Origin of the sequence: Streptomyces sp. TG1A-8, from assembly GCF_030499535.1 — a bacterium.
In the GTDB taxonomy this organism is placed as follows: Bacteria; Actinomycetota; Actinomycetes; order Streptomycetales; family Streptomycetaceae; genus Streptomyces.
Genome location: NZ_JASTLB010000001.1, coordinates 5,456,925 through 5,476,661, shown reverse-complemented (window position 1 = coordinate 5,476,661; position 19,737 = coordinate 5,456,925). Strand labels below are relative to the sequence as shown.

At 74.5% G+C, this 19,737-nt stretch carries 17 protein-coding genes; 8 read left to right on the top strand and 9 right to left on the bottom strand.

Annotated elements, in window-relative coordinates; genetic code table 11:
• Nucleotides 1-49: 49 nt before the first annotated feature.
• From moaA to QQY24_RS24040, 3 genes are all read right to left on the bottom strand, one after another.
• Nucleotides 50-1,039, bottom strand: a complete 990-nt coding sequence (moaA, locus tag QQY24_RS24050; RefSeq protein WP_301974790.1) for a GTP 3',8-cyclase MoaA — start codon at nt 1,037-1,039, stop codon at nt 50-52.
• A gap of 171 nt (nt 1,040-1,210) precedes the next feature.
• Nucleotides 1,211-2,836: a cation acetate symporter gene (locus QQY24_RS24045; RefSeq protein WP_301974789.1), complete on the bottom strand. Its 1,626-nt coding sequence runs from the start codon at nt 2,834-2,836 to the stop codon at nt 1,211-1,213.
• Nucleotides 2,833-3,189 carry a DUF485 domain-containing protein gene (locus QQY24_RS24040; protein ID WP_301974788.1) on the bottom strand — a complete coding sequence of 119 codons (357 nt, stop codon included), beginning with the start codon at nt 3,187-3,189 and terminating at the stop codon, nt 2,833-2,835. The genes QQY24_RS24045 and QQY24_RS24040 overlap by 4 nt, the downstream gene beginning before the upstream one ends.
• 246 nt (nt 3,190-3,435) lie before the next feature.
• Here QQY24_RS24040 and QQY24_RS24035 point away from each other — a divergent pair, with 246 nt between their 5' ends.
• From QQY24_RS24035 to QQY24_RS24000, 8 genes are all read left to right on the top strand, one after another.
• The gene (locus tag QQY24_RS24035) at nt 3,436-4,962 is read left to right on the top strand and encodes a S8 family serine peptidase (protein ID WP_301974787.1); all 1,527 of its coding nucleotides are present in this window, start codon (nt 3,436-3,438) and stop codon (nt 4,960-4,962) included.
• An 87-nt stretch (nt 4,963-5,049) separates the two neighbouring features.
• Nucleotides 5,050-6,423 carry a CoA transferase gene (locus QQY24_RS24030; protein WP_301974786.1) on the top strand — a complete coding sequence of 458 codons (1,374 nt, stop codon included), beginning with the start codon at nt 5,050-5,052 and terminating at the stop codon, nt 6,421-6,423.
• A 170-nt stretch (nt 6,424-6,593) separates the two neighbouring features.
• A complete protein-coding gene (locus QQY24_RS24025; protein ID WP_301974785.1) occupies nt 6,594-7,580 on the top strand; it encodes a DEDDh family exonuclease in 987 nt (328 codons plus the stop codon).
• A gap of 132 nt (nt 7,581-7,712) precedes the next feature.
• Nucleotides 7,713-7,946: a hypothetical protein gene (locus tag QQY24_RS24020; protein ID WP_301974784.1), complete on the top strand. Its 234-nt coding sequence runs from the start codon at nt 7,713-7,715 to the stop codon at nt 7,944-7,946.
• A 49-nt stretch (nt 7,947-7,995) separates the two neighbouring features.
• Nucleotides 7,996-8,793 (top strand): SURF1 family protein, encoded by a 798-nt coding sequence (locus QQY24_RS24015; protein ID WP_301974783.1) that lies wholly within the window; start codon nt 7,996-7,998, stop codon nt 8,791-8,793.
• Between the two features lie 80 nt (nt 8,794-8,873).
• Complete coding sequence (locus QQY24_RS24010; protein ID WP_301974782.1) at nt 8,874-10,676, top strand: glycoside hydrolase family 15 protein; 1,803 nt, start codon at nt 8,874-8,876, stop codon at nt 10,674-10,676.
• 5 nt (nt 10,677-10,681) lie between these two features.
• Nucleotides 10,682-11,437: an SDR family oxidoreductase gene (locus QQY24_RS24005; RefSeq protein WP_301974781.1), complete on the top strand. Its 756-nt coding sequence runs from the start codon at nt 10,682-10,684 to the stop codon at nt 11,435-11,437.
• A gap of 145 nt (nt 11,438-11,582) precedes the next feature.
• Nucleotides 11,583-12,308, top strand: coding sequence for a nucleopolyhedrovirus P10 family protein (locus tag QQY24_RS24000; RefSeq protein ID WP_301974780.1), 726 nt, complete (start codon nt 11,583-11,585; stop codon nt 12,306-12,308).
• A 40-nt stretch (nt 12,309-12,348) separates the two neighbouring features.
• On the opposite strand, the gene QQY24_RS23995 is transcribed toward QQY24_RS24000, so the two are convergent.
• From QQY24_RS23995 to QQY24_RS23970, 6 genes are all read right to left on the bottom strand, one after another.
• Nucleotides 12,349-13,152 carry an enoyl-CoA hydratase/isomerase family protein gene (locus QQY24_RS23995; RefSeq protein WP_301974779.1) on the bottom strand — a complete coding sequence of 268 codons (804 nt, stop codon included), beginning with the start codon at nt 13,150-13,152 and terminating at the stop codon, nt 12,349-12,351.
• A 128-nt stretch (nt 13,153-13,280) separates the two neighbouring features.
• Complete coding sequence (locus tag QQY24_RS23990; RefSeq protein ID WP_004002281.1) at nt 13,281-13,502, bottom strand: helix-turn-helix domain-containing protein; 222 nt, start codon at nt 13,500-13,502, stop codon at nt 13,281-13,283.
• A 334-nt stretch (nt 13,503-13,836) separates the two neighbouring features.
• A complete protein-coding gene (gene abc-f, locus QQY24_RS23985) occupies nt 13,837-15,435 on the bottom strand; it encodes a ribosomal protection-like ABC-F family protein (RefSeq protein ID WP_301974777.1) in 1,599 nt (532 codons plus the stop codon).
• 493 nt (nt 15,436-15,928) lie between these two features.
• Nucleotides 15,929-17,347, bottom strand: a complete 1,419-nt coding sequence (locus QQY24_RS23980; RefSeq protein ID WP_301974776.1) for a hypothetical protein — start codon at nt 17,345-17,347, stop codon at nt 15,929-15,931.
• 259 nt (nt 17,348-17,606) lie between these two features.
• Nucleotides 17,607-18,734, bottom strand: a complete 1,128-nt coding sequence (locus tag QQY24_RS23975) for an alpha/beta hydrolase (RefSeq protein WP_301974775.1) — start codon at nt 18,732-18,734, stop codon at nt 17,607-17,609.
• Nucleotides 18,735-18,915: 181 nt separating this feature from the next.
• The gene (locus QQY24_RS23970; RefSeq protein ID WP_301974774.1) at nt 18,916-19,584 is read right to left on the bottom strand and encodes a class II aldolase/adducin family protein; all 669 of its coding nucleotides are present in this window, start codon (nt 19,582-19,584) and stop codon (nt 18,916-18,918) included.
• Nucleotides 19,585-19,737 lie beyond the last annotated feature (153 nt).

The following is a 19,737-nucleotide window of genomic DNA, read 5'->3' as shown; positions in this document are numbered from 1 at the left end:
GATGCGCGTGCCAGGCACCGCGTCCGCGGCGAGAGCCGGACGAAAGAGGCTAGCCGCCGATCGCCGACATCGGCCGGTCCGGCTGGACGAACGACGGGTCGTCCAGGCCGGCCCCCGCCTTCTTGCCCCACATCGCCAGACGCCAGAGGCGGGCGATCTCCTCGTCGGGGGCGCCGTCGCGCAGGGCCGCGCGGAGGTCGGTCTCCTCCGTGGCGAACAGACAGGTGCGTACCTGGCCGTCGGCGGTGAGGCGGGTGCGGTCGCAGGCCGCGCAGAACGGTCGGGTGACCGAGGCGATCACGCCGACCCGCTGCGGGCCGCCGTCGACCAGCCAGCGTTCCGCCGGTGCCGAGCCGCGCTCGTCCGCGCCCTCGGGGGTGAGGTCGAAGCGGGTGCGCAGGGAGGCGAGGATGTCCCCGGCGGTGACCATGCCCTCGCGCTTCCAGCCGTGCTGGGCGTCCAGGGGCATCTGCTCGATGAAGCGCAGCTCGTACTCGTGCTCCAGCGCCCAGGCCAGCAGGTCCGGGGCCTCGTCGTCGTTCAGGCCCGGCATCAGGACCGAGTTGACCTTGACCGGGGTGAGGCCCGCCGCGCGGGCGGCTTCGAGGCCTTCGAGGACGTCCTTGTGGCGGTCGCGGCGGGTCAGGGTCTTGAAGACGTCCGGGCGGAGGGTGTCCAGCGAGACGTTGACCCGGTCCAGACCCGCCGCCTTCAGGGCGGACGCGGTGCGCCCGAGGCCGATGCCGTTGGTGGTGAGGGAGGTGCGGGGGCGCGGGGCGAGGGCCGCGACGCGCTCGACGATGCCGGTCAGGCCGGGGCGCAGCAGGGGCTCGCCGCCGGTGAAGCGGACCTCCTCGACGCCCAGCAGGCGGACCGCGATGTCGATGAGGCGGACGATCTCGTCGTCCGTGAGCAGGTCGGGCTTGGCCAGCCACTGCAGGCCCTCCTCGGGCATGCAGTACGTGCAGCGCAGGTTGCACCGGTCGGTCAGCGAGACCCTCAGGTCGGTGGCCACTCGGCCGTAGGTATCGATGAGCACGGGGCCCCTCCCTCTCCGGACGATCCCTTGTCCTTCGGCGTCGCGTCGCCCGTCACTTGTGAGCCTACGCGACCGCGCTGACATCCACGGCGCCCCGGTCCCCCGGGGTGCGGCAGGGCCGCGTCGCGGGTCCGTGCGGTCCCCCCTCGACGCGGCCGTGCCGTGAGGGGCTCAGTGCGCGCCGGTGCCGGTCAGGGACCGCACCTCCAGTTCGGCGTACTTGCCGGGGTCGGGGACCTCCTTCGACAGCAGGGTGCCCACGGCGCCCAGCAGGAAGCCGACCGGGATCGAGATGATGCCGGGGTTCTCCAGCGGGAACCAGTGGAAGTCGGCGTCGGGGAACATCGAGGTCGGCTTGCCGGAGACGACCGGTGAGAACAGCACCAGGCCGACCGCGGTGACCAGGCCGCCGTAGATCGACCACAGGGCGCCCGCGGTGGTGAACCTCTTCCAGAACAGGCTGTAGAGGATGGTCGGCAGGTTGGCGGAGGCGGCGACCGCGAAGGCGAGGGCCACCAGGCCGGCCACGTTCAGGTCGCGGGACAGGGCGCCCAGGAGGATGGAGACGGCCCCGATGCCGACGGTCGCGTAGCGGGCCGCGTTGATCTCCTGCTTCTCGCTCGCCCGCCCCTTCTTGATGACGTTCGCGTAGATGTCGTGGGCGAAGGACGAGGAGGAGGCCAGGGTCAGGCCGGCGACGACCGCGAGGATCGTGGCGAAGGCGACCGCCGAGATGGTCGCGAGCAGGACGGCGCCCCAGGTGGAGTCCACCCCGCCGAGGTGGAGGGCGAGCAGGGGCGCGGCCGTGTTGCCCGCCTTGTTGGAGGCAGTGATCTCGTCCGGTCCGATCAGCGCGGCGGCGCCGAAGCCCAGGGCGAGGGTCATCAGGTAGAAGGCGCCGATCAGGCCGATCGCCCAGATCACGGACTTGCGGGCGGCCTTGGCGGTGGGGACGGTGTAGAAGCGGATCAGGATGTGCGGCAGGCCCGCGGTGCCGAGGACCAGGGCGAGGCCGAGGGAGAGGAAGTCCAGCTTGGTGGTGCCGGTGGCGCCGTACTTCAGGCCGGGCTCCAGGAACGCCGAGCCCTTGCCGCTGTTGTCGGCCGCCCTGCCGAGCAGCTCCGAGACGTTGAAGTGGAACTTCAGCAGGACCAGGAAGGTCAGCAGCAGGGCGCCGATGATCAACAGGACGGCCTTGACCATCTGGACCCAGGTGGTGCCCTTCATGCCGCCGATGGTGACGTACACGATCATCAGGACACCGACCAGGGCGACGACGCCGATCTTGCCGCCGTCGCTGGTGATGCCGAGGAGCAGGGAGACCAGGACGCCGGCGCCGGCCATCTGGGCGAGCAGGTAGAAGATCGACACGACGATGGTGGAGACGCCGGCGGCCGTGCGGACGGGCCGCTGGCGCATCCGGTACGCCAGCACGTCGCCCATCGTGTAACGGCCGGAGTTGCGCAGCGGCTCGGCGACCAGGAGCAGGGCGACCAGCCAGGCGACGAGGAAGCCTATGGAGTACAGGAAGCCGTCGTAGCCGAAGAGGGCGATGGCGCCCGCGATGCCGAGGAAGGACGCGGCGGACATGTAGTCGCCGGAGACGGCCAGGCCGTTCTGGAAGCCGGTGAACTGGCGTCCGCCGGCGTAGAAGTCGGCGGCGTCCTTGGTCTGCCGGCCGGCCCAGACGGTGATGACGAGGGTCGCGGCGACGAACACCGCGAACAGGGTGACGATCAGCGTGCGGTGCTCACTGGCCTCACCGGCGGCCAGCAGGGTGTGCTGTGCGGGGCTCATGCCGCGTCCTCCATCCGGGACTTGATGGCCTCGGCCTTGGGGTCGAGCCTGGTGGCGGCGTGCCGCGCGTACCACCAGGCGATCAGGAAGGTGGTGAGGAACTGGGCGAGGCCGAGGACGAGGGCCACGTTGAGGTTGCCGATCACCTTGGCGCCCATGAGGTCGCCCGCGTAGCCGGAGAGCAGGACGTACAGCAGGTACCAGGCGATGAAGGCGAGGGTGAGCGGGAAGGCGAAGGAGCGGTGGGAACGGCGTAGTTCACCGAATTCCGCGCTCCGCTGCACCTCGGCGAACTCCTCGGCGGAGGGCAGGGGCGGTCGGGCGGTCGCCGGGGGCGGTGTCTCGGAAGCCACGATGTCTCCTCGCGTCACGGACGTGGGCTTGCCGGCCCCATGCCTGGCGGCGTGATTCCGGCGGGGGTCGCGGTCCGGTGCGCCCCCTCCCACGGTCACGGCACCGCGCACGGCGCGGTTCAAACCCCTCCGGCTCTTTCGGAGATCAGCACGGGGAGATAGCTTCACTCTGCGCCATACGTCATGTACCTGCCCGAAAATCATCGTGTCTCGGGTCGTCCCGTATCCGCATGAAGTGGAGATCCCATGGCTCATCTGCGTTCCCGGCACCGGCTCGCGCTCGCCGTGCCGGTCGTGCTGTCCCTGACCGCCTCGCTCGGTTTCCTGCCGACGGTGGCCTCGGCGGCGACCCCGGCGGCCGAGGCGGCGCCGGCCGCGGACGGCCCGAACCTCTCGTACGTGGTCAACACCCGCGCCGATCACCGGACGGTCGAGTCGGTGCGCCGGGCGATCGCCCGCAACGGCGGTACGGTCGTGACGAGTTACGACCGGATCGGCGTGATCGTCGTCCACTCGGCGAACCCCGGCTTCGCCCGGGCGATCCGCGCGGTGCGCGGTGTGGACTCGGCCGGTGCCACGCGCAACGCGCCGTTGCCCGCCCAGTCCACCACCGACGTCGGCACGCCGAAGGCGCTCGGCGCGGACCAGGTGGCCGAGGCCGGTGCCCGGGCGGCCGGCGACCAGGACCCGCTGGAACCGCTCCAGTGGGACCTGCCGGCCATCAAGGCGGACAAGGCGCACGAGAAGACCCTGGGCAGCCGGGACGTCACGGTCGCCGTCATCGACACGGGCGTGGACGACACCCATCCGGACATCGCGCCCAACTTCGACCGGGAGGCGTCCGCCAACTGCGTGTCGGGCAAGGCGGACACGACGGACGGCGCCTGGCGGCCGAGCGCGTCGGAGAGCCCGCACGGCACGCACGTGGCGGGCGAGATCGCCGCCGCCAAGAACGGCGTCGGGATCACGGGCGTGGCCCCGGGCGTCAAGGTGGCGGGCATCAAGGTCGCCAACCCGGACGGGTTCTTCTACACGGAGGCCGTGGTCTGCGGTTTCGTGTGGGCGGCGGAGCACCACGTCGACGTGACCAACAACAGCTACTACACCGACCCGTGGTACTTCAACTGCACCACCGACCCGGACCAGAAGGCGCTCGTCGACGCCATCACCCGGGCCTCGCGGTACGCGGAGCGCAAGGGCACGGTCAACGTCGCGGCGGCGGGCAACGAGAACTACGACCTCGCGTCCGACTCGATCACCGACCCGGTCTCCCCCAACGACGGCACTCCGTCGGACCGGGTGATCGACCCGCACCGGTGCTTCGACATACCGACGCAGCTGCCGGGTGTGGTGACCGTGGCCGCGACCGGTGCGAAGGGCCTGAAGTCGTCGTTCTCCAACTACGGCCTCGGTGTGATCGACATCGCCGCGCCCGGCGGTGACTCGACGGCCTACCAGGCGCCGCAGCCGCCGGCGACCAGCGGTCTCATCCTGGGTCCGCTGCCGGGCGGCACCTGGGGCTACATGGCCGGTACGTCGATGGCGACCCCGCACGTGGCCGGCGTCGCCGCGTTGATCAAGTCAACCCATCCGCACGCCTCCGCCGCCCTGGTGAAGGCCCTGCTGTACGCCGAGGCCAACGCCACGCCGTGCACGGACCCGTACGACATCAACGGCGACGGCAAGGTCGACGCGGTGTGCAAGGGGTCGAGGAACTACAACGGTTTCTACGGCCGGGGCACGGCGGACGCCCTGGCCGCGGTGACCAAGTAGGCGAACGAGGGGGCGGGCCGACCGGGGCGGACGGGGCGGACGGGGCACGGATTCATATTGATTCAGTCAATCGTGCATAGTGCATTCATGACTGCCATCAAGTTGGCCTGGTCCGCCGTCGGCGGGCCCCCCGCCGCCCTCGAACGGGTCACCACCGTGGTGCGGGAGGGCGCGCTCACGGCGCGCCTGCCCGTACGGGAGCTGGCGCGTGCCTGCACCGGCGCGTGCGCGCTCGCCGCCGCCGAGCTGGGGGCGCGGCGGGCCGGGCTCGCCGCGGTGCCCGGGGTCCGGGTCGACGACGGCGCCGTCGCCGCCGCCTTCCACAGCGAGCGGCTGCTGCGGATCGACGGGCGGGCCCCGGTCGCCTTCGCGCCGCTGTCCCGGTTCTGGCGGGCGGCCGACGGCTGGGTGCGCAGCCACGCCAACTATCCGCACCACCGGGCGCGGCTGCTCGGCGCGCTCGGACTGCCGGACACCGCCTCCGCCGACGAGGTGGCCGCCCGGATCGCCGGGCGCTGCGCGCTGGACGTGGAGGAGACGGTGCACGGCGCCGGCGGTCTCGCCGTGGCCCTGCGCCGCCCGCGGGAGTGGGCGCGGCACGCGCAGGCCGCCGAGGTGGCCGCCCGGCCGCTGGTCGAACGCGGGCGGCTGCACACGGCACGCGCGCGCGTGCTCCCGCCGCTGGACCCGGCCGCCGCTCCCCTGCTGCCCGCCGCCGGGCTGCGCGTCCTGGACCTGACCCGGGTGCTGGCCGGTCCGGTCGCCACCCGCACCCTGGCCCTACTGGGCGCGGACGTGCTGCGCCTGGACCCGCCCCACCTGCCCGAGCCGGCCGACCAGCACGCCGACACGGGCTTCGGCAAGCGGTCGGCGGTCCTCGACCTCGCCACCGATCCCGGAGTCTTCGAGGACCTGCTGGCCTCGGCGGACGTCGTGGTCACCGGCTACCGGCCGGGCGCCCTGGACCGGTTCGGGCTCCACCCCGAGGCGCTGGCCGGGCGGCGCCCAGGCCTGGTCGTGGCGCAGGTGTCGGCGTGGGGCGCGTACGGGCCGTGGGCCGGTCGGCGCGGCTTCGACAGCCTGGTGCAGGCCGCGACCGGCATCGCGGCGACCGAGGGAACGGCCGGCCGGCCCGGCGCCCTGCCCGCGCAGGCGCTCGACCACGGCTCCGGGTTGCTGCTGGCGGCGGCCGTGCTGCGGGCGCTGACCGAGCGGTCGTACGACGGGTGCGGCCGCCACGTGCGGGTCGCGCTCGCCCGGACCGCGCACTGGCTGACCGACGAGATCCGGCCGGAGCCGGCCGCGGGTGCCGGGGACGAGGGGCCGGACGCCCGGCTGGCGGAGACGGACAGCCGGCTCGGCCGGCTGCGGTACGTCCTGCCGCCGGTGTCGTTCGCCGGCGGCCCCGCCGACTGGGCGCGGCCTCCGGTGCCGTGGGGGTCGGACACCGCGCGCTGGTGAACGCGGCCCGCGCGCCGGTGCCGCCCCGGCCGGGGCGGCACCGGCGCGCGGGCCCTTCGGAACACCGGGCCGGCGGCGCCGCGTTCCCGGTGTCCGCCCCGGCGCGCGCGGTGCCCGACGCGACACCTGGGGCGCGGCGCTGTCAGTCGCGGCCCGTATCCTCGTGAACCATGCTCGAAGACCGTCCGACCGCAGTGTCGTCCGCCGCCCCGTGGCCGGCCGCGTACCCCCGGGGGTACGCGGTCGTCGACGTGGAGACCACCGGCCTGGCCCGGGACGACCGCATCGTCTCCGCCGCCGTCTACCGGCTGGACGCGCGCGGCGAGGTCGAGGACCACTGGTACACGCTCGTCAACCCGCAGCGCGATCCGGGGCCCGTGTGGATACACGGACTGACCAGCGAGGTGCTCGAAGGGGCGCCGCTGTTCGCGGACATCGCCGGGGAGTTCGCGGCCCGCCTCGACGGCCGGGTGCTCGTCGCGCACAACGCGGTCTTCGACTGGCAGATGATCGCGCGGGAGTACGCGCGCGCCCGGTGCGAGGCGCCGGTGCGCCAGCGGCTGTGCACCATCGCGCTGTCGAAGGAGCTGGGCCTGCCGCTGCCCAACTTCAAGCTGGAGTCGCTGGCGGCGCACTTCGGGGTCGTGCAGCAGCGGGCGCACCACGCCCTGGACGACGCGCGGGTGCTCGCCGAGGCGTTCCGGCCCAGTCTGCGGGCCGCGGCGGCGGGCGGCCTACGGCTGCCGCTGCTGGAGTGCCGGCCGCTGACGGAGTGGTCGGACACGCCCCGGGTCGGCCTGCAGGCGGGCGGGGGGCACGGCGGCCACCGGGGAGGCGGCTGGCGTCCGTCCCGGAAGCGGCCCGCCTGCCCCCACCCCAACCCGGGCCGGTACGAGGAGGGCAAGCGCCTCAAACAGGGCATGCGGGTGGCTTTCTCCGGGGACACCTCCACCGACCGCGAACTGCTGGAGGACCGGGCCACCGAGGCCGGGCTGCACGTGGCGACGAGCCTGTCCCGGCTGACCAGCCTGCTGGTCACCAATGACCCCGACTCGGGCACCTCCAAGGCGGCCAAGGCCCGGCAGTTCGGCACACCGGTCGTCGACGAGGCGGCCTTCGGCCAGCTCCTCCGGGACGTGGAGCCCGCCGACGGGTGAGCGCGGCCGGGCGGACGCCGGCGGACGACCGCGCGACCGCGGCCGGGCGAACGGCCGCGCGGACGGGTGATTCCCGGCGACTCGCCCAGCGCCGGCTCGCCCGGGCGCGGCCGACGGCTCACCCTGTGGCGCATGGCGAGATGCGAAGTTTGCGGCAATGACTACGGCATGACCTTCGAGGTGCACGCGCAGGGCGCGGTGCACGTCTTCGACTGCTTCTCCTGTGCGATCCACCGCATGGCCCCCCTCTGCGAGCACTGCCGGGTGCAGATCATCGGCCAGGGCGTGGAGGTGGAGGGCCACTGGTTCTGCGGCGCCCACTGCGCCCGCGCGGAGGGGAGGACGGGCATCGTCGACCGGGTGTGACCCGGCACCCGCGCGCGGGCGTCCCGCGGCCCGGGGGTACCGTCGTGGGGTGCACCGCTACCGCTTCCTGCTGACCCGCCAGTGGGTGGTCCTCACCCTCGTCGCGATCGCGCTGGTCCCGACGATGATCCGGCTCGGGTTCTGGCAGCAGCACCGGTACGACGAGCGCACCGCCCGCAACGACCTGGTCGCCCGGGCACTGCACGCCGACCCGGTCCCCGTGGAGCGGCTCACCTCCCCCGGCCACGCCGTGACCCGCACCGAGAGGTACCGCACGGTCACCGCGACCGGCACCTTCGACACCGCCCGCCAGGTCGTGGTCCGGCGCCGGACCAGCGCCGACGGCGAGGTGGGCTTCCACGTGCTGACCCCCCTCGTCCTCACCGACGGCACGGTGCTGCTCGTCAACCGGGGCTGGGTCCCCGCGGCCGACGAGCAGACCGCCTTCCCGAAGGTCCCCGCGCCCCCGGCCGGCCGGGTCACCGTCCGCGGGCGGCTGATGGCCGACGAGACCACGGCGGCGAGCGGCATCAAGGACGTCAGGGGCCTGCCGGACCGGCAGATCATGCTGATCAACAGCGCGGAAGAGGCACGGCGGCTGGACGCGCGGGTGCTCGGCGGGTACGTCGAGCAGACGGCGCCCGGGCCGGCGGGCGGCTCGCCGGAGCAGATCTCCGACCCGGGCACCGAGGACGCCCCGCTGAACTTCGCTTACATGATCCAGTGGTGGCTGTTCGCCGCGGCGGTGCCGGTGGGCTGGTGGTTCCTGGTCCGGCGCGAGGTCCGGGACCGGGAGGAGGCGGCGGCCGAACGGTCGCCCCGGGAGGGCGAACCGGCCGCCGTGTGACGGCCGCGCGCACCGTGGGCGGGGCCACTCCCCCGGGACACCCCGGGTTGGCCCCCCGGACCCGCGGGAAACCGGATCCCGTGAACGCGCGCATCGAGGACTACGCCCTCATCGGCGACCAACAGACCGCGGCCCTGGTCGGCCGGGACGGCTCGATCGACTGGCTGTGCCTGCCCCGCTTCGACTCCGGCGCCTGCTTCGCCCGGCTCCTGGGCGACGAGGACAACGGCTACTGGAGGATCGCGCCGAAGGGCGCGGACACCTGCGCACGCCGCGCCTACCGGCCCGACACCCTCGTCCTGGACACCGAGTGGGAGACCGGCGAGGGCGCGGTGCGCGTCGTCGACCTGATGCCGCAGCGCGACCGCGCCCCCGACGTCATCCGCATCGTGGAGGGCGTCAGCGGGCGCGTCACCGTCCGCAGCACGCTGCGCCTGCGGTTCGACCACGGCTCCATCGTGCCGTGGGTGCGCCGCCTGGACGGCCACCGGGTGGCCGTCGCCGGCCCCGACGCGGCGTGGCTGCGCAGCGAGCCGGCCGTGCGCACCTGGGGCGAGGACTTCGGCACCCACTCGGAGTTCACCGTCGCCCGCGGCGAGCGGGTCGCGTTCGTGCTCACCTGGCACCCCTCGCACGAGCCGCGCCCCCCGCTCGTCGACCCGTACGAGGCGCTCAGCGGAAGCGTCACGGACTGGCGGCGCTGGGCGTCCCGCTGCCGCTACGACGGCCCGTACCGGGACGCCGTCGTCAGGTCCCTGATCACCCTCAAGGCCCTCACCTACCGGCCGACCGGCGGGATCGTCGCCGCGCCGACCACCTCGCTGCCCGAGATGCCGGGCGGCGTGCGCAACTGGGACTACCGCTTCTGCTGGCTGCGCGACTCCACCCTGACCCTCAACGCCCTGCTGTCCGCGGGCTACCACGAGGAGGCCGCGGCCTGGCGCGACTGGCTGCTGCGGGCGGTGGCGGGCAAACCGGCCGACCTGCAGATCATGTACGGGGTGGCGGGCGAGCGCCGGCTGCCGGAGACCGAACTGCCCTGGCTGTCCGGCTTCGCCGGCTCCGCGCCCGTCCGCATCGGCAACGACGCCGTGAACCAGCTCCAGCTGGACGTGTACGGCGAGGTGATGGACACCCTGTCGCTGGCCCGCGCCTCCGACCTGTCCGGCCGCCCGCACATGTGGGCCCTGCAGCGGTCCCTGATGGGTTTCCTGGCGTCGCAGTGGCGGCAGCCGGACGAGGGGCTGTGGGAGGTGCGGGGCGGCCGGCGCCACTTCGTGCACTCCAAGGTGATGGTGTGGGTGGCCGCCGACCGTGCCGTGCGCACCCTCCAGGAGCACCCGGGGCTGAGGGGCGACCTGGCGGGCTGGCGGGCGCTGCGCGACGAGGTGCACCGGGAGGTGTGCGAGAAGGGCTACGACCCCGGGCGCAACACCTTCACGCAGTACTACGGCTCGCGGGAACTGGACGCCGCGCTGCTGCTGATCCCGCGGGTGGGGTTCCTGCCCCCCGACGATCCCCGGGTGGCCGGCACGATCGACGCGGTCCGCGCCGCCCTGGGTCACGGCGGCTTCCTGCGCCGCTACGACACCGGGGGGGCCGGGGAGCCGGTCGTCGACGGGCTGCCGCAGGGCGAGGGCGCCTTCCTGGCCTGCTCGTTCTGGCTGGCCGACGCCCTGCACCTGACGGGCCGCACGGACGAGGCCCTCGCACTGTTCGAGCGGCTGGCCGGGCTGGTCAACGACGTGGGTCTGCTGGCCGAGGAGTACGACCCCGTGCACGGCTGCCAGCTGGGCAACTTCCCACAGGCGTTCAGCCACATCGCGCTGGTGAACACCGCCCTCACCCTCTTCCGCGGCGAAGGGGCCGACCGGGCAGGATAGGGGCCATGGATCTAGGACTGAAGGACCGGGTGTACGTGGTCACCGGTGCCACGCGCGGGCTGGGCAACGCCGCCGCGAGGGAACTGGTCGCCGACGGGGCGAAGGTGGTCGTCACCGGCCGTGCCGGGGAGCGGGTCGCCGAGGCCGCCGCCGAACTGGGCCCGAACGCGGTGGGCGTGGCCGTCGACAACGCCGACGCCGGAGCCCCCGAGCGGCTGATCGCGGCCGCCCGGGAGCACTTCGGCGGCTTCCACGGCATCCTCGTCAGCGTCGGCGGGCCGCCGCCCGGGTTCGTCGCGGACAACACGGACGAGCAGTGGCGCGAGGCGTTCGAATCGGTGTTCCTCGGCGCGGTGCGGCTCGCCCGCACCGCGGCGGCCGAGCTGGCGGCGGGCGGGGTCGTCGGGTTCGTGCTGTCCGGTTCGGTGCACGAGCCGATCCCGGGGCTGACCGTGTCCAACGGGCTGCGGCCGGGGCTCGCGGGGTTCGCCAAGTCGATCGCCGACGAACTGGGACCGCGCGGGATCCGTGTGGTGGGGCTGCTGCCGGCCCGGATCGACACCGACCGCGTGCGGGAGCTGGACGCGCTGTCCGCGGACCCGGTGGCCACGCGCACGGCCAACGAGTCCCGGATCCCGCTGCGCCGGTACGGCCGGCCGGAGGAGTTCGGCCGGGTCGCCGCGTTCCTGCTGTCCCCCGCCGCGTCCTACCTGACGGGCGTCATGGTGCCGGTGGACGGGGGCATGCGGCACGGTTTCTGAAGCCCCCGGCCCGCTCCCCGCACCTCCCTCGGCGGCCGGCCCCGTGGCCGGCCCGGTCGCCGCCGTACGTCCCTTCGGTCCCCTCCCGCGGCCGCCGCGCGCACGGCTGCGCGACCGCGCGCCGGGGATGCGGCAGGCTGGAGGGATGACGGCGGCAGACGGATGGACCGGGGAAGTGCGGCGGCAGCTGGGGCTGGGCAGGCTGCTGCCGCTCGGCGGTGCCGGCGACGGCGCGTGGATCACGGAGGCCGCGGCCGGGGCCGTGCTCAGGCGCGCGGCGGCGCGCGAAGTGCCGGGAGCGCGGCTGGGGGCGCTGCGGATCGCGCTCGCCGATCCGCAGAAGGTCGGGGAGCCGGTGGTGCCGCCGCCGCCGAGCGGCCTGCCGCCGGGCGCGCTGCGGGTGACGGCGGACTTCGCGGCCGGGGCCGTCGAGCCGCTGCCGGTGACGGCGGCCCGGCTGCGCGAGAGCCTGGCGACGGCCGCGGCGCTGCGCCTGGGCCTCACGGTCACGGAGGTGGACCTGCGGGTGACGGACCTGCTGGCGGCGGACCGGCCGGCCCCGGAGGAACCGGCGCCGCGGGCGCCGACCGCCCGCGCGACGGCTGATCCGGTCGCGTCCCGGGTGGCCGCCGCCGCGCTCGCGGTGCCCGGAGTCACCCGTCTGACGGGGTCACTGGGCGGTCTGGGCCGGGCGGTGCACGTCGAGGAGCACGCGCAGGCCGCGGCACTGCCGCACCGGCACGTGCGGGTGGAGCTGGCGACGGGCGCGGACCAGCGGGCGGTGGACGTGGCCCGGCGGGTCCGCGCGGCCGTACGGGACGCGCTGGAGGATCACCCGACGGTGTCGGTTCTGGTCACCGGGGTGGACTGAGCCGGGGCGGGGTCCGGGGCCGTGCGGGGGCGCGGGCGGCTCACTCGCCGACGCCGGCCAGGTCCCGCAGCCGCCGCGCCTGGGCGGCCCGTTCGGCCGCGCGCTGCTCGTCGTAGGTGCGGTCGGCGGCACCGCGCAGCAGCGCCTTGGTCTCCACCACGGCGTCGCGCGGGGCGGCCAGCAGCGCCGCGGCCAGGTCCGCGACCGCGCCGTCGAGTTCGCCGGCCGGCACCGCGAGGTTGGCCAGCCCGGACACGACCGCCTCCTCGGCCTGGACGAAGCGCCCGGTCGCGCAGATCTCCAGCGCGCGGGCGTAGCCGACCAGCCCGACCAGCGGGTGCGTGCCGGTCAGGTCCGGGACGAGGCCCAGGCTGGTCTCGCGCATGGCGAACTGCACGTCGTCGGCGACGACCCGCAGGTCGCAGGCGAGCGCGAGCTGGAACCCGGCGCCCACGGCATGTCCTTGTACGGCGGCGACGGACACGATGTCGTTCCGTCGCCACCAGGTGAACGCCTCCTGGTACGCGGTGATGGCCGCATCGAGCCCGGCGTCGTCGCGGCGCGCGAGCTCGATGAAGGTTGGCTCGCCCGGGATCCCCTCCGGAGTGAACATCTGGCGGTCCAGTCCGGCGGAGAAGGACTTGCCCTCGCCGCGCAGCACGACGACGCGGACGGAGCCCGGCAGCAGCCGGCCCGCTTCGGCCAGCGCCCGCCACAGGGCGGGGCTCTGCGCGTTGCGCTTGGCCGGGTTGGTCAGCGTCACCGTGGCGAGCGCGTCGTCGACGGTGAGCCGTACGCCGTCCTTGTCGAGTGCAGGAGCGAGGTCCTGGTCGGGCGAAGCCATGGGGCGCCTCCGATGGGTGCGGTCGTCTCGCATTGCCGTACGGCATGCCAAGTGACTGCACAGTAACCACCCGGTCGGTCAGTGAACCGACCGGGTGGCCACCATCGGAGCCGATGGGCCGCCCGGAGTCAGGACGATGCGGCCTTCTTGCCCCGGGTCGCTCCGCCACGCCCACGCAGCGTGACGCCCGACTCGCTGAGCATCCGGTGCACGAAGCCATACGAGCGGCCGGTCTCCTCGGCCAGCGCCCGGATGCTCGCACCGGAGTCGTACTTCTTCTTCAGGTCTGCCGCGAGCTTGTCGCGCGCGGCGCCGGTCACCCGGCTGCCCTTCTTCAGAGTCTCGGCCACCCGTGCCTCCTCATGGGAAGTGCGCTCTGGTCTTCTCATGATCACCCCTCCGGGGCGGGATGGCCACCCATTCGGCAAGGTCCGTGGGACGAGGTTGTGACGACAGGAGCGCGTCCCCACATGCGGAATCGTGAATTCCGTCGCCGGGCACGGGTCGGACCAGCCCGTCGGATTCACGAAGTGGCAGGTCAGGGACGCGAAACGGCCGATCCCCGCGCGATGGGGGGATCGGCCGTGAAATCCGTGTAGGACACACCTCGGTACGAGGAGATCTCACACAGATGAGGGATCACCGGTCGGCCGAATGATCCATACCCGGGGAGCAGGCGTTCGATCACGCCAGGGCGACGAGATCCGCGTAGCCGGAGCTCCACAGGTCCTCCACGCCGTCCGGCAGGAGGATGATCCGTTCCGGCTGGAGCGCCTCGACGGCGCCCTCGTCGTGGGTGACGAGGACGACCGCGCCCTGGTAGGTGCGCAGGGCGCCGAGGATCTCCTCGCGGCTGGCCGGGTCGAGGTTGTTGGTCGGCTCGTCCAGCAGCAGCACGTTCGCCGAGGAGACGACCAGGGTGGCCAGGGCGAGACGGGTCTTCTCACCGCCGGAGAGGACCCCGGCCGGCTTGTCGACGTCGTCGCCGGAGAACAGGAAGGAGCCCAGCACCTTGCGGACCTCCACGAGGTCCATGTCCGGGGCGGCCGAGCGCATGTTCTCCAGGACCGTGCGGTCGGCGTCCAGGGTCTCGTGCTCCTGGGCGTAGTAGCCGAGCTTGAGGCCGTGGCCGGGGACGACCGCGCCGGTATCCGGCTGCTCGACACCGGCGAGGAGGCGCAGCAGGGTGGTCTTGCCGGCGCCGTTGAGGCCGAGGATGACGACCCGGGAACCCTTGTCGATGGCCAGGTCGACGTCGGTGAAGATCTCCAGCGAGCCGTACGACTTCGACAGCCCCTCGGCCATCAGCGGGGTCTTGCCGCAGGGCGCGGGCTCCGGGAAGCGGAGCTTGGCGACCTTGTCGGACTGGCGGACGTCCTCCAGGCCGGAGAGCAGCTTCTCGGCGCGGCGGGCCATGTTCTGCGCGGCGACGGTCTTGGTGGCCTTGGCGCGCATCTTGTCGGCCTGCGCGTTCAGCGCGGCGGCCTTCTTCTCCGCGTTGGCGCGCTCGCGCCTGCGGCGCTTCTCGTCGGCCTCGCGCTGCTGCTGGTAGAGCTTCCAGCCCATGTTGTAGACGTCGATCGTCGACCGGTTGGCGTCCAGGTAGAAGACCTTGTTGACGACCGTCTCGACCAGGTCGACGTCGTGGGAGATCACGATGAAGCCGCCGCGGTAGGTCTTCAGGTAGTCCCGCAGCCAGACGATCGAGTCGGCGTCGAGGTGGTTGGTCGGCTCGTCCAGCAGCAGGGTGTCGGCGTCGGAGAAGAGGATGCGGGCCAGCTCGATCCGGCGGCGCTGACCGCCGGAGAGCGTGTGCAGGGGCTGGCCGAGCACGCGGTCGGGCAGGTTGAGCGCGGCGGCGATGGTGGCGGCCTCGGCCTCGGCGGCGTACCCGCCCTTGGTGAGGAACTCCGTCTCCTGGCGCTCGTACTGCCGGAGGGCCTTCTCGCGGGTGGCGCCCTGGCCGTTGGCGATGCGCTGCTCGTTCTCGCGCATCTTGCGGATCAGGACGTCGAGGCCGCGGGCGGAGAGGATGCGGTCGCGGGCGAGGATGTCGAGGTCGCCGGTGCGGGGGTCCTGCGGGAGGTAACCGACCTCGCCGGAGCGGGCGATGGTGCCGGCCGCGGGGATGCCCTCGCCGGCGAGGCACTTGGTGAGTGTGGTCTTGCCGGCGCCGTTGCGGCCGACGAGGCCGATGCGGTCGCCCTTGACGACGCGGAAGGTGGCGTTCTCGAGGAGGACGCGCGCACCGGCGCGCAGCTCGATACCGGAGGCGGAGATCACGGACAGACTCCTGGGCGTACAGGGATTGGCGGGTGGGCGGCTGCGGACGTTCCCGCCGTCTAATGCGCGAGGAGAATGGCCATGGGCCAAGTCTAACGGGGCCGTGCAAGGGGTTGTGCTGCCTCCGCGGCTCCGGGGCGGCCGCCGGGCGGCCGCGGTGCGGGGCGGCGGACGGCACGGTGACGCGCACCGGGCCGGTGCGGGGCACGCACCCGGGCCGGTGCGGGGCAGTGGCGCGGCGGGAGCGGGCGCCGGGGCCGCGGCGGCCTCCTCGGCACGGCGAAGGAGGGGCGGGGGCCGCGGGGGCGCGTGTCGTGGTGGACGACGCCGGCGCCCACCGCCGGCGGGCCGTGGAGCAGGGCGTGGGGACGCGCGGGCACCGGCGCCCCCGGCGGACCGGGGCCACGGCCCGCGGGACCACCCGGCCGGGGAGGCACCGGGGACGGCGTCCGGGGCCCGGGGCGTGCGCCCCCGCCCCGGGGGCCGGCCCCCGCTAGCCCCCGGTGTGCACCTGGAAGGCGGCCCGCCGCACGGCCTTGGCGAGGGCCGGGTCGGGGTGGGCCGCGGCGAGCGCGACCAGGACCTGCACGGTGCGCGGGTGGCCGACGGCGCGGACCTCGTCGAGCAGGGCGGGGACGGTGGGCTGCACGGCGGCCTCCAGGTGCCGCACCAGCATCGGTGCCTCGCCGTGGTCGGCGACGGCGGCCGCGGTGTCGACCCACAGCCAGGTGGCCTCCTCGCGGGTGAGGACCTCGTGGGCGTCCTCCGGGTCGACGCCGTCGTGCTCGGCGAGCCACAGCAGGGCGTACGGCCGCAGCGCGGGTTCGTCGACGACGGCGCGCACGTCGGGCTCGGCGGGGGCGCCGACGACGCGCAGCGCCTCGAAGGCGAGGCCGCGCAGCAGGGCGTCCTCGCCGCGGGCGGCGTCGATGAGCCGGCCGACGGCACTGCCGACGGGGCGGGCGGCGAGCCAGGCGCGGTATTCGGCGCGGGCCGCGTTGGGGCGGAGCTGGGCGCAGCCGCGGAGCATGTCCTCGGCGGACTGCTCGATGTTGCCGGCCGGGCTCTGCGCGGCCACGCAGATCTGCTCCAGCTTGACCCAGACCGCCCAGCTGCCCAGCGGGGTGAGGGTGGCCTGGCCGTCGCCGTAGGTCAGGGCGCCGACGCCGGCGAGGGCCTTGAGCGCCCAGTCGAGCAGGGGTTCGAGCGGGGTGTCCGCGGCGGGGGCGGTCCGCGCCGGGCGGGAGGCCTCGGCGGGCCCGCCGGAACCGGGCTCGTAGGAGACCTCGCAGCGCTCGGTGCGCAGTTCGGTGACCCGCTGCTGGAGCAGGTCGAGCAACTGCTCCACCGGTACGGGACCGGCGGACAGCTGGAGGAAGGAGAGCACCTGGGGCATGGCCGAGACGACCTCGGCGACGGCGGCCGGCTCCTCGCCCCCGGGCTCCGGGCAGGCGAGCGACCAGGCGTCGAAGAGGGCGACCCAGCCGCGCAGCACGGCACTGTCGTCGCGGTCCCAGGCGCGCAGCCGCCAGCCGGGCCGCGCGCTGTCCCCGTGCACCTCGACCAGTCCGGCGAGGCGGGCGGTGTCCCAGTCGGCGCACACCTGGGCGGTGGTCAGGCCGAGGTCGGCGGCGGCACGCGCGGCGGTCTCGTCGGAGAGCGTGGCCTTGCCGTCGGCGGTGGCCCCGGTGCGGCCGGGGCCGAGGACGGCGTCGGCCCAGCGGGCGACGCGGACGGCACCGGCCAGACCGGCGCGGGCCATTCTGGCCAGTTCGGCGGGGGCGGGGGTGCCCTCCGGCGGCCGGGGTGCGGGGCGGCGCGTGCGCCGCTGGTTCACAGCTCTGGGGGCGGCGGCCAGGGGTCGCGGTCGGACGAGTCGAAGCCTGGAGTCGCGCGGGATACGGGACGTCACGGGTGCAGTCTTCCGGTTGACGGTCCGAAAACCCAAACGGAATGTCACGGGGGGCGGCGGGGGTGGCCGAGGGGCCGGCGGCGGCGCCGGGCCGACGGACGTGATCAGGCCAGTGGTACGGCCCGGAACGGAATGACCGGAATCAGGGCCTCCGGATCGCTCGGGGTCCGCTCGGACCGCCTCGGCGGAGCCTGCGGGACGGCTGGGACGAGCCTTGACCGCGACCCCGCCGGGAGCCTCGCACCACCCCGCCGGGACCTCACATCAGCGGCGTCAGGAACCGGCGAAGGCGCTCCTCGTACTGTTCGGGGTCCGCGTTCCACATCGCCGCGTGCGGGGCGCCGCGCACCGTGTGCAGGACCACGTGGCCGGCGAAGCGGGCGGCGAAGCGGCGGGAGTGCTCCCAGGGGGCCACCCGGTCGTCCGGGCCGTGGACGACCAGCATCGGCACGGCCGGCAGGCCGGGGTCCCCGGTCGCTGCGGCCCGGTCGGCGTGCAGGCCGGCCCGGCCCTGGGCGGCCCGGACGGCGAGCGGGAGCAGCGGTGGGGGGGTGTGCCGGGCCCGGGCGAGGGCGCGCAGGGTGGCCTCCCAGCTGAGCACCGGCGAGTCGAGCACCAGCCCGGCGATGTGGTGGCGCAGCGGGGAGTGCCGGGCCGCGTGCAGGGCCATGGTGGCGCCGGTGGACCAGCCCAGGAGGACGACCCGGCGGGCGCCGTGGCGGACGGCGTGGCGGATCGCGGCGTCCACGTCGCGCCACTCGGTCTCGCCGAGGTGGTGCAGGCCGTCCGGGGAGCGCGGGGCACCGGGGTCGCCGCGGTAGGCGAGGGCCAGTACCGGCAGGCGGCGGTCGTGCAGGAACGGCATGACGTTCATGGCCTGTTCGCGGGTGGCCCCCAGGCCGTGCACGGCGATCACCCAGGTGTCCCGGTGGGCGGGCACGAACCAGGCGGGCAGGGCGCCGAGTTCGCCGGGCACGTCGACGTCGGCGCACTCGAGGCCGAGGGCGTCTCCCGGATTGCCGACGTACACGTTCGGGGTGAGCCACACGGCGTCACCGGCCGCGAAGGTGCCGTGCGTGACGCGCTCCAGGCGGCGTACGACGGTGTCGGCGGTGTGCTCGGCCGATTTCGCGACGGGGCCGACGACCGCGTGGGAGCCGTCACCGGCGAGGCCGTAGACCCCGGGGCGCAGCGTGGCCAGGTCACGGGTGAGCGTGATGTGGCCCGCGGCCGTGCCGTGCACGGTGAGCCGGGGTTCGGTGGGCAGCGGACGGCCCGCGGGCGCCTTCAGCGCCGCGTCGCTGGCGAGCCGGCCGGCGGCCACGGACGCCGCGCCGGCGGCCAGGACGGCGCCGAGGGCGGTGGCGGTCGCTTTGACGGTGCGCACGGGTCCAGTGTCGGCGGGACCGGGGCGGGCGGCCAGCGGAAGGGGCGGGCGGGGTGACGTCCGGCGCTGGGCGGGCCGGGGTGGCACCACCGGGCGCGCGGGGCGGGCCGGGGCGGCGCCGCGGCGCGGTGGGGCGAGCGACGCGAGCAGGGGCCGGGGCAGGGGGCTGGGCAGCAAGGGGTCACCTCCGTTGGCCGTACCCCCTCAAGCGTTCCCCCGCCTGGGCGAGTTGTGCCTCCGTCAGCACGGAAGGCGTCAGTGCGGGCACCGAGGACGCCACCAGCCACAGGCGGCACATCCACTCCAGTTGGGCGGTGCGGTCGTAGGCCTGGTCGAGGGTGTCGCCGTAGGTGACCGTGCCGTGGTTCTGCAGGAGGCAGCCGGAGCGGCCGGCGAGGGCGCGCAGCATGTTCTCGGCCAGTTCGTCGGTGCCGTAGGTGGCGTAGGGGGCGACCCGGACGGGTCCGCCGAGGGCGGCGGCCATGTAGTGGACCAGCGGCAGCTCGGGCACGAGGGCGGAGACGGCGGTGGCGTGCACGGCGTGGGTGTGGACGACGGCGCGGGCGCCGGTGGTGCGGTAGACCGCCAGGTGCATGGGCAGTTCGCTGGTCGGCACCAGGGTGCCCCGCACCTGGCGCCCGTCGAGACCGACGCCGGTGAGGTCGCCGGGGGTCAGCCGGTCGTAGGGCACGCCCGAGGGCGTGACGAGGACAACGTCCCCGACGCGCGCCGAGACGTTCCCCGAGGTGCCGACCACGAGGCCGTCGGCGACCGACCGGCGGGCCGTCGCGACCAGTTCCTCCCAGGCGCGCGCTTCTTCGTCTTCCGTGTTCCGTCGCGGCTCAGCCATGCGGCGATCCTGCCAGCCGGCCGGGCGGCAGGGGAGCGGGCCGCGGTCTTCCGATGGGATTTCATGCCCCCGAACGGGCGGACATCGCCGTGAAACACCGCACGGACAACCGATTTGTCGACATCCGGGCATTCAATGGCCTTTCCCGCCCGC

Bases quoted from the DNA above. Each gene is read 5' to 3' on its own strand.
- QQY24_RS24045 (WP_301974789.1), bottom strand. From the start codon at position 2,836: ATGAGCCCCGCACAGCACACCCTGCTGGCCGCCGGTGAGGCCAGTGAG.
- QQY24_RS24035 (WP_301974787.1), top strand. From the start codon at position 3,436: ATGGCTCATCTGCGTTCCCGGCACCGGCTCGCGCTCGCCGTGCCGGTC.
- QQY24_RS24030 (WP_301974786.1), top strand. From the start codon at position 5,050: ATGACTGCCATCAAGTTGGCCTGGTCCGCCGTCGGCGGGCCCCCCGCC.
- QQY24_RS24025 (WP_301974785.1), top strand. From the start codon at position 6,594: ATGCTCGAAGACCGTCCGACCGCAGTGTCGTCCGCCGCCCCGTGGCCG.
- QQY24_RS24020 (WP_301974784.1), top strand. From the start codon at position 7,713: ATGGCGAGATGCGAAGTTTGCGGCAATGACTACGGCATGACCTTCGAG.
- QQY24_RS24005 (WP_301974781.1), top strand. From the start codon at position 10,682: ATGGATCTAGGACTGAAGGACCGGGTGTACGTGGTCACCGGTGCCACG.
- QQY24_RS24000 (WP_301974780.1), top strand. From the start codon at position 11,583: ATGACGGCGGCAGACGGATGGACCGGGGAAGTGCGGCGGCAGCTGGGG.
- QQY24_RS23995 (WP_301974779.1), bottom strand. From the start codon at position 13,152: ATGGCTTCGCCCGACCAGGACCTCGCTCCTGCACTCGACAAGGACGGC.
- QQY24_RS23970 (WP_301974774.1), bottom strand. From the start codon at position 19,584: ATGGCTGAGCCGCGACGGAACACGGAAGACGAAGAAGCGCGCGCCTGG.